The following is a 9,978-nucleotide window of genomic DNA, read 5'->3' as shown; positions in this document are numbered from 1 at the left end:
CCGCGGCCGACCGGCGAACGGCCGCGCGGGTAAGGTGCCAAGTCCGGCAGAAGCGTTCGCCGCGCTTCTGGGAGATAAGGGTGGCCTGACCCCAGGGCCCCTTTTCCCAGAAGGGGCCTTTTTATTTATTCCAGGCCTCTCCTTGCTCCACCGCCCCCGCTATGGCCCTGAGGGCTGCGGGAGGGAAATGAGCGGACATCGATCGCTTTCAAAACCCCAGGGAGGGATTCCTGAAAAGCGCCCAGGAGGTGCCGGCGATGGACGTGCAGACCGAAACCGGATGTGATGCCCGGATCGAGACGCGCGGGCCGTCCACGCTCGCCGTCCACGGCGGGGAAACGCGCCATAACCCCTACCATGCGGTGGTCCCCCCCATCGTCCAGACGGCTACCTATGCCTTTCGGGACACGGCGGATCTGATCGCTTTCCAGGAGTCCCGGCTGTGGGGGGAAGCCCGGGACCGGGTGGATTACGGCCGCTACGGGAATCCCACGGTGGCGGCCCTCGAGGCCCGGGTGGCGGCTCTGGAGGGGGCGGAGGCCGCCGCGGCTTTCTCCACCGGCATGGCGGCGATCACCGCCGTCCTCCTCGCCTTCCTCCGCAGCGGCGCCCACCTCATCGTCACTGAGGACGCCTACCGCCGCACCCGTCAGTTCATCCTCCAGTTCCTGCGGCGCTTCGGTGTGGAAGCGACCGTGGTGCCCATCGGGGATCTGGAGGCCCTGGAGGCCGCGATCCGTCCGAACACCCGCCTGATTTTCACCGAAACCCCCACGAACCCTTACCTCCGGGTGATCGATCTGGAGCGGCTGGCGGAAATCGCCCGGCGTCGACGCATCCGGACGGTGGTGGATAGCACGTTCGCCACGCCGCTGAACCTGCGACCCCTGGATTACGGGATCGACCTAGTGGTCCACAGCGCGACGAAATACCTGTGCGGCCACAACGATGTGATGGCCGGGGTGATCGCGGGGTCCGCGGAGCTGATCGCCGGCCTGCGGGAGATGCAGGCGATGCTGGGAGGCATCCTGGACCCCCATGCGGCATATCTGGTCCTGCGGGGATTGAAGACCCTGGCCCTGCGGGTGCAGCGACAGAACGAAAACGGCATGCGGGTGGCCGAGTTCCTCAGCGCCCATCCGAAGATCCGGCGCGTCTGGTATCCGGGGCTTCCCTCCCATCCCGATCACGCCGTCGCCCGTCGGCTGATGCGCGGCTTTGGCGGAGTGGTCACCTTCGAGGTCGCTGCGGATCGGGAGGGCACCTCGCGATTTATCGACGCCTTGCGGATCCCGTATATCGCCCCCAGCCTGGGCGGGGTGGAGAGCCTGGTGGAGCAACCCGCGCTGATGTCTTATTACGAGATGGAGCCGGAGCAGCGCCTCGCCATCGGCATTACGGATAACCTGGTCCGCCTCTCCCTGGGGATCGAGGACGCCGACGATCTGCTGGCGGATCTGGATCAGGCGCTGGCCCGGATTTAGGCCGCCCGGAGCGTAACCGCTCAGCGGGTCTCCTGGCGAAGCCACGTCTTAAGCCTCCTCCTGAGGGCTTTGAGGGCCGCCTGGGGTGCCTTCGAGGGCCCCCACGGCCCCCATCCCTCCCCCGCTGCCTTCGACTCCGCCGGTCGAAGGCCCGGAAACGGTTACGGCTCGCTATTTGCCCGCCCCCGGATCCCCGGAACCGGGAGCGCTTCCCGGATTCGGGTCCACTCCTCCGGGGTGAAGGGCCTCAACCCCCACCATGCCGCTCCAAAGCCGAGGGCGCCCAGGGCCAGCGCCATCAGCGGCGCAACGCCCCATAAAGCCCCCATCAGTCCGATCATCACCCCCCCGGCGATCAGCGGCCGCCCCAGGATCTCCCCCCACGGCAGCGGGCCCATCGTCCGCCGCAGGTCGTAATAGAACGCCATCCCCTCCACGATCTCGGACAGGATGGTGATCACGGCCGCCGCCGGGTAACCGAAGGTCGGGATGGTGAGCAGGTTGGCGATCCCGTTGAACCCCAGAGCGATCATGAAGGCTTTCGTCTGATAACGCTGTCGCCCCAGGGCGACCAGAACATAGTTGATCAGGCTGTTCATCCAGCCGATGGGGATGGACCAGATCATGATCCGCAGGGCGATGGCCGCGTGCGGGAGATACTGGGCGCCCCCCAGGAGCCAGGAAAGCGGCTCCGCCAGGAAGGTGAAGAGCGCGGCGGTGAAGACCGCCACCGCCGCCAGCCCCTTGAGGGTCAGGATCACGGAACGCCGCATGGCCTCCAGCGAGCCGGCCGCCTGGCGGGAGATCACCGGGAACACTGCAAAAGTGGTGTAAGCCGGGATGATGTTCAGCGCGTCCAGCCACTTGTAAGCCGTGCTATACCACCCCACCTGCAGATCGCCCTTCAACGCCTGGAGGATCGGCACGTCGATCTTGAAGAACAGGGTGGCCAGGAGATGATTGAGCATCAGGGGCCCCGATTCCCGAACCATTTCCCGACGCAGGGCCGGGTCGTCCTCCCAGCGAGGGCGGAAAAAGAGGCGGAAAGCGATCCCGCTTAACAGGGCGAGGGTGATGAGATTGACCGCGATGGAGGAGGCGGCCAGCCCCACGAAACCGCCCCCGGCCAGCAGGATGGGCACCCCGAAACTCACCTTCAGGAGCACCGTCACCACCGTGAGGGCAGCCGGGATCTCCGCCTTCTCATAGACGTAGAAGAGCGCGGTGACCCCGGTAGCGAGGCTGGCGGGAACCTGGGCCAGGGCCAGGAGGAGGATCGCCAGAGCGGTATCGCCGGTGAGCCGGAACACACCCATCCAGAGGCCGGTGACGGCCAGCAGCAGGGGCATCCAGGCCGTTAACAGGATCAGGCGCATAGCGGCGCTGTTGACGAAATAGCGATTCACCGCCTCCGGATGTTTTGCCCCCTCCCGGGTGAGCCACACGTTGAGGCCGAAGTTCGAGAGGATCTCATACCAGCTGACCAGCACGATGGCGAAGTAATATTTCCCGGCCGCCTCCGGGCCCAGGATACGCAACATCAGGGCAGCGAAGGCAAAGTCGATGGAGCGGGTGAAGAGGTTGAGGGCCATGGCGGTCAGGCTGTTCTTGAAAACCCGGCGGACGGTGGATTGCTCCATCTCCGCCCGATACAGGCGCCCCCATGTCCAGACGATCAGCATGAAGAGGGCCGCCATGCCGCCGATGAAGGTGGTGAAGAGCCCCAGCTTGACCGAGAGAGGACTGTAGCGGAAGCGGACAGTCCATCGGCCGGGGGGAAGGATGACCGCGCGGAAGAGGCCGTTGGCCGCGTAGATCGCCAGCGGCTGCTCCTCCGGCTCGCCTCCCCCGATGGGCCGGCGGTAGGCCACCCAGCCCGGGAAGAACGTATCCGCCAGCACCAGCCAGGAGGGCACTTCGACCGCCACATCGACCCACACCTCGTTGATCCCATACGCGGTGATGGTGGCCGGACGAGGGTTCCCGGGCGCCCCGAACTGTTCCAGCCCGGGGACAGGCCCATCCACCACGACATAGAACCGGGGGTCGAACTGCCGCAGCGCCGCGATGGGATCCCGGTGGAAGATGGTGGCCGTCAGGGGAAGGGTCCAGGCCCGGGGCATGGCCCCTTCATTCCGGTAGACCCGCACTTCCCCTTCATAAACCAGGGTGTATCGCGGCGAGGGGATAGTCTCCTCGGTGATCACATATTTCACGTTCAGGGCGTCCAGCAATGGCGAATCCAGGGCGTTCGGATCCGTGATGGGGGCAATGCGATTGAACGGAAGCTCATGCTGGGGCTGGATGGCCGAGAGATAGGCCACATAGCGCTTCAGGATGATGGAGTCATAGCCGCGGATGTCCTGGAGGTCATAGAGCCAGGGCCCATTGGCGTGAAAGGTTTTCCGGCCGTGCGGATCAAAGGTGGTCAACCGCCACAGGTGGGTATCCTGCTTCAGAAAGCGCACTACCGGCGGCTCGTAAGTCAGCCATCGGGGATCGGCCGCCGGGTTGAAGCCTGCCCCCGCCTGGAGCAGATCCAGGGCCAGCATCCCGATGGCCAGCGGCGGCCCCCATCGCCGCCGGAGCGCTGCCAGGGCCAGGCCGCTTCCTGTCGCCACCAGCCCGAAGCGAAGCAGATTCCAGAACTGATAGGAGAAGAACATACGGGCGTCGGGGAAGGCCTCCGGCGCCTTCGCCAGCGCGTGAAGGGCGCGATCCGCCAGGGCCAGCGCCGCATCCGGGACCGCCCACCGGGCCAGGCCCAGCCCCGCAAGGATCCCTACACCGATCCCCAGCATCCCAGCGGCCACCCACTGCCGCTCACGTCCATCCTCGCGCATGATCTGATCGAACCCGACGCCGGCCAGCCCGGCCATCGCCAGGGCGAAGGGCCAGATCCAACGGAAGGGGGAGTGCAGCTGGTTGATGCCCGGCAGGCCGTAATACAGCAGCGCGTAGGTGGGCAGCCCGAAGGCGAAGGAGAACGAAAGCCCCGCCAGGAGGATCAGGAACCCTACTGGCGCGCGGGATCGAAGGGAGGAGCGCCAGCGGACGAGGGCCAGGATGGCGAAAGCCCAGGGCAGGAGCCCCAGATAAGCGCCCCCTTCCACATAGTTTTTGATCCCCCAGTGGCTGGTGAAGGCCCCATTGGGATTGGGCTGTCCGTAGGCGTTCACCGTGAACGGCACCCACTCCCCGGTGAACACATCCCGCACTCCGTGATGGCTGGGGTTGCCGTAAAAGTCCGGGATCAGGAAGACCAGAAGGTGCCGCCAGGGATAGGCCCATCCCCGCACCTGCTCCAGCGTGGCCGTTCCCTCCCGGAAGTTCTCCCGCACCACCTCATAGAGGGGAACCCATTGCGCTGCGCCGAGGGCGAACCCCAGCCCCAGCGCGAGACCAACCCATCCCAGCGTCGCCAGGGCCTGGAGACGGTCGGGGAGGGATGGCGCCCGGATGCGGCGCCACGTCTTCCAGGCTCCCCACAGGCCGTATCCGGCGCCGACCAGGACCGTGTAATAGGTGATCTCCACATGGCCGGCCAGGATGTTCATCCCCAGGGCCAGGGCCGATAGAAGCGCCCACGGCAGCGCCGCGGGGCGGCCGAGCAGAGGGCGCCGCTCGATCATCGCGTGGAGTGCCGCAAGCAGATAAGGGAGCCATGCCGCGCCGGCGACGATCATCGGGAACACCAGACTGACCACCATGAAGGCGCTCAGCTCGTAAGCCACCCCGGCGAACGTCGCGGCCGCCCGGCCCAGCCCCCACGCCCGGGCCAGCCCATACATCCCCAGCCCGGCCAGGAAAAGCTGCAGGGCATTGAAGAGGCCATAGGCCTGAGGGATCGGGAAGATCAGAAAGAGGAGGGTGAACGGGTAGAGCGCGGAATGCTGGCCGTTCGCCAGGAAGGGCGCCCCGGCGAAGAGATCGGGGTTCCACAGGGGGAGCTCCCCGCGCCGGAAGGCGGCCACCAGAAACCGCTTCCAGGCGTAATTCTCCAGCACCAGGTCGGAAAGCAACGCGTTATGCGGGATGGTGATCCCAAAACGCTCCGCGGCCGACCGCCAGGGCTGCCACTCGTAAAGGTTGTCGGCCGGGATCAGCGTCCTGGCCCCCGTCAGCGTCGGGCCCAGGAGCAACACCGGCAGCCCGGCGAACACCAGGACCGGGCCGATCGCCACAAGGATGCCCTTCCATCGCCGCATCAATGATCTCTCTTCCCGCATTCGGGATGAACGGCTTCCGACGGTGAACCAGCGTTCCCGCTCCCGACGGGGATCCCTCTTCCCACACAGAAGCGACAACGGGCCAGGGCCGCCAGGGAGCCACGCGCAGCGCTTACCCATTATACGGGGAGAATGAGAAGGCGGATCCGGAAAAGCGCATCAGGAAACCCGCTACGGTATGTTATAATTATTGCGAAAATCGCAGAGGAATGTGGAGGTTGAATGCGGATCGCTCTGACTCCTTCGGAGTGGCGCTGGCTGGGCAACGGGTTGATCCTGCTGGGGGTGCTGGTCTGGGCTCCTTTCCTGACCGCCATGGCAATGGGGGAAGACTGGCCGTTCCTGCCTTTTCTGGCCGCGCATCTCACAGGGGTGCTGGGCGGATGGCGGTTGCGGGCCCGGGCGGCCGCAATGGAGGAAAGCGCGCCGGCCGCCTGGGAGATCGGCCGTCGGCGGCGGCGGCTCAGCCGCTTCCTGATCTACCTGGGCGTGCTGGCCTGGGCGCCTTATTTCTATCAAACCCGGGTGCTGGGGCGTGAGGTCGAGATCTCCCCCTACCTCGCCGCGCACCTCACCGGGGTCCTCAGCGGCGTCGCCCTGCGCCTGAGCGTGGAAATGGAACGACGCTGGCGCCGGAGCGGTCGCCCCCATGGGGCTTGAGAGAGATCCCCCGGATCGGTAGGGACTACCATCGAATCCCGGCGGCTTCGTCCTCGCCATTCGTCCACGCCCAGGCCATGTGCGGCGTGTTGTGGGCGATCCCGATCCACCCCATCCGATCCACGCCGATCAGGCCGCCGCGGCCCTGCACCCGTTCCTCCAGCAGGCGGATCGCGGCTTCCACCGCCGTCCGGGCCGTGAGCCCAATGGCCATGAAATCGCAGGCGGTCTTCGAGATCACCACCCGCATGAGGGTCTCTCCCCACCCGGTTGCGACCACCGCCCCCACCCGATCGTCCGCGTAGGCGCCACAGCCGATGAGGGCGGAATCCCCTACCCGACCGGGCCACTTGTTGGAGATCCCGCCGGTGGAGACCGCCGCCGCCACATGGCCCGCCGCATCCATCGCCACCGCGCCCACCGTGTCCATCGGCTCGGCCAGGGCCTGGGCCAGGACCTCCCGGAGATCCCGGGGGCCGTTCCGCTGCAAGGCCTCCCACCGCTCGCGGTCCCGGGGGGCGACCAGCTCCGCATCGTCGGCCATGGGGAGCCCGAGCAGCTCCGCGAGGGCCTCGGCGCCGGCCCCCACCAGCAACCCATGGGGCGTGCGCTCCATCACCGCCCGGGCCAGCGCGATCGGGTGGCGGACCCGGCGGACGGCGGCCACGGCTCCGGCCCGCAGCGTGGCGCCGTCCATGATCAGGGCGTCCATCTCCACCGTTCCCGCCCGGGTCATGACGCTGCCCCGCCCGGCGTTAAAGGTGGGATCATCCTCCAGGACGCGCACGGCGGCCTCCACCGCATCCAGGGCGGAGCCGCCGGCGGCCAGCACCGACCATCCCGCCTGCGCGGCGCGGCGGCATCCCTCCACCGCCGCCGCATGGCGCTCCTCCGGGATGGTCCCTGCGCCACCATGAACGAGGAGAATGGGTCGCGGCATCGGAGCGCCTTTACCGCAAGGGAAGTTGGCGTCTCTAAGGATAGCCGGGCTTAGGGTTCGGCCGCCAGTCCCCCCTCACGGGCAGACGAAGGGCGGCGACATCACCAGCGGGAGATACACCCGATAGGGCCCGGGAGGCGGGCCGGGTGGGGGAGGCACCACACTGCGGACCGCCGCTTCGGCGTTCAACCGGCCGTATCCATAGATGTCATCCCGGCCGGGGCTCCCCAGATCCACGGCGGTGCGGAGCAGGATCCCACACACCTGGTCCGCCGTCAGCGCCGGCCGGGCGGACCATACCAGCCCCGCCACCCCGGCCACGTGGGGCGCGGCCATGGAGGTGCCATCGGCCCACGCATAAGGCAAGTCTCCGGGTGGCGTGAGTGCGACCGGATAGGTGGAAAGGATACTCACCCCCGGCGCGGCGATGTCCACGTGGGATCCGAAGTTAGAGAAAGACGCACGCTGATCCGAGGAATCCGTGGCGGCCACCCCGATCACCCCGGGATAGGCGGCGGGGTAGAACAGCTGATTGACGCCATTGTTCCCTGCCGCCGCCACGATCAGAGCTCCCCGGCCCTGGGCGTAGGCGACGGCGTCGGCGAGGACGCTGCTGAAATATGGGCTCCCCAGGCTCAGGTTGATGACCGTGCGCTTTCCGAAGGCCGCCCCCCAGTCGGCAGCATATCGGATCCCCTGAGCAACCCAGCTGTCCTGGCCTTGTCCACCCCCATCCAGCACCTTCACTGCAAGCAGATCACACCCCCAGCACACGCCGGCGACGCCAACCCCGTTGTTCGTGTTCGCCCCGGCGATCCCTGCCACATGCGTGCCGTGGCCGTGGTCATCCATGGGATTGTTGTCGTTGTTCACAAAATCCCACCCCAACCATAGCCGTGCGGAGGCCAGATCTGGATGAGTATAGTCCACCCCGGTATCTACGATAGCGATCCAAACCGCGGAGGATCCAGTGATCACATCCCACGCCTGTGGAGCGCGGATCTTGGGGAGATTCCACTGGTCAGTTCCATAATAGGGGTCGTTGGGGGTGAAAGCGATGCGAACCTCACGGTCCACCTCGGCGGTTTCGACGTCGGGGCGCTGGCGCAGCCGTTCCGCCACCGCCTCGGGCTCCTGCCCCGGCGGCACCGGGATCCGCCACCAGCGGGGGACGGCGAGGGCCTCAGCATCGGGGAAGCCGGCCGCCATGAGGCCCGCGCGGAAAGCGCCGGGGGGAACCTCGCTTTTGCGCTTCACCAGAACGGAGGGGCCGTGGGGAGCCGGAGCCGCCCGGGCCTGCACGGCAGACCGCGCCGCCGAAGCCGCCGGGATCGGCGGGGGAAGGCACCGGCCATCTTCCAGGGGGAGGAAGCAATCCGGCGCCGCCGAAACGCCGGGCGCAGGAGACCACACGCCAGCACCCGGAAGCCCGCTGAGAACCCAGATCAGCGTCAGGATCAGCCATCTGCCCCATCGCATATGGTGCCGCTCCCTCATCCTTTGGTTGGGATGTGCAGTAAGTATAATTCAGGCCCTGGAAGATAGGCAGCAACAGGGAATCCCCAGGCATTGCGCCTTCTCTCCTTCGCCTCCCAGCGCGATGACGTGGGTATTCAGCCCGCTGGCTGAAAGGCCTATCTCGGGGCAAAATTCCATTGGGGTGTTATGTCGAAGCCCGGAACTCCAGGAGGTCCACCGCCATCGGATCATGGAAGACCCAGCACGGGATGGAAAGCCATCGGCCTGATCCCGGATGATCCCGACGGAAGGGGAAATGGTTTCGGATACCCATCCTGAAATAGAGGCCCTGCAAATCGAATGGATCCGGCGCATGCCAGCGTGGAAAAAATTCGCCATCGTGGATAGCCTGAACGAGATCATCCGCACGCTGGCCATCCAGGGGATCCAACAGCGCCACTCTCACGCCACACCCGAAGATGTCTTCTAAGATTCCCCGAACACCTCGGCCTCGAAGCGGAAGAGGCGGGCATCCGGCCAGCGATAGGCATCCTCGGGAAGGCCGGCTTTGAGACAGAGGGCCCGCAGGAAGGTCTCCCGATCCCACCCCTGCTCCACCGGGACCTGGGGGAGCAGCAGCCCGGTGCGCCCTCCAGCCAGGATGAAGAGGCCATCCCGCCCGATCTCGATCTCCGCGGGATCGGTCACCGGCCGCAGCGGGGAGAGGATGCTGATCTCATACTCCAGATGGGGCAGTTCCTCAACCGTCACCGGAGGGAAGCGCGGATCATCCAGGGCGGAGAGCACCGCCACCCGCTGCACGGCATGGGCCAGGTCCGAGCGCGGCCAGATCTCCCCCCGGCATCCCCGGAGGTGGCCGCCCTTCGTGAGGGTCACAAAGCAGGCCCGGGGCAGCCATAGCCATGGGGAGTCCACATGAAGCTCGGGAAGCGGCTTCCCCTGCACGGCATGGGCCACCGCCTCCCGCGCGATCTCCAGAAGCGTCTGTCGATCCTCTTCCCCCAGCGGGGGATCCGGCGCGCGGGCGAAGCGGATGGCCGCGTAGCCCACCACGTGATCTTTCCGCCCGTAGGGGACATCGCTGGAGTTGGCGTATTTCAGCAGGCTGGCGTGGACCGCGCCGGTGCGCCGGGCGTAGGCCATGGCGGTGCGCACGGGCCCCTCGCCGCACATCAGCGTCGCCAGC

The 9,978-nt window shown here is 66.9% G+C and carries 6 protein-coding genes; 2 read left to right on the top strand and 4 right to left on the bottom strand.

Features of this window, described 5'->3' with window-relative positions; translation table 11 throughout:
* Positions 1-257: 257 nt before the first annotated feature.
* Positions 258-1,484: an aminotransferase class I/II-fold pyridoxal phosphate-dependent enzyme gene (locus VAE54_RS02140; protein ID WP_322800285.1), complete on the top strand. Its 1,227-nt coding sequence runs from the start codon at positions 258-260 to the stop codon at positions 1,482-1,484.
* Positions 1,485-1,645: 161 nt separating this feature from the next.
* Here VAE54_RS02140 and VAE54_RS02135 read toward each other — a convergent pair whose 3' ends face one another.
* Complete coding sequence (locus VAE54_RS02135; RefSeq protein ID WP_322800284.1) at positions 1,646-5,692, bottom strand: flippase; 4,047 nt, start codon at positions 5,690-5,692, stop codon at positions 1,646-1,648.
* 243 nt (positions 5,693-5,935) lie between these two features.
* On the opposite strand from VAE54_RS02135, the gene VAE54_RS02130 reads away from it, so the two are divergent.
* Entirely contained in the window at positions 5,936-6,373 is a 438-nt protein-coding gene (locus VAE54_RS02130; RefSeq protein WP_322800283.1) for a hypothetical protein, read from the top strand.
* Positions 6,374-6,398: 25 nt separating this feature from the next.
* Here VAE54_RS02130 and VAE54_RS02125 read toward each other — a convergent pair whose 3' ends face one another.
* The 3 genes from VAE54_RS02125 to amrA all read right to left on the bottom strand — a co-directional run.
* The gene (locus VAE54_RS02125; protein ID WP_322800282.1) at positions 6,399-7,313 is read right to left on the bottom strand and encodes an isoaspartyl peptidase/L-asparaginase; all 915 of its coding nucleotides are present in this window, start codon (positions 7,311-7,313) and stop codon (positions 6,399-6,401) included.
* A gap of 75 nt (positions 7,314-7,388) precedes the next feature.
* The gene (locus tag VAE54_RS02120) at positions 7,389-8,792 is read right to left on the bottom strand and encodes a S8 family peptidase (RefSeq protein WP_322800281.1); all 1,404 of its coding nucleotides are present in this window, start codon (positions 8,790-8,792) and stop codon (positions 7,389-7,391) included.
* A gap of 465 nt (positions 8,793-9,257) precedes the next feature.
* On the bottom strand, positions 9,258-9,978 hold a 721-nt coding region (amrA, locus tag VAE54_RS02115), incomplete at its 5' end, for an AmmeMemoRadiSam system protein A (RefSeq protein WP_322800280.1).

It is taken from the genome of Thermoflexus sp., from assembly GCF_034432235.1.
Lineage (GTDB): Bacteria > Chloroflexota > Anaerolineae > Thermoflexales > Thermoflexaceae > Thermoflexus.
The sequence above is the reverse complement of the archived record's forward strand: the minus strand, read 5'-3'. Positions and strand labels throughout refer to the sequence as shown.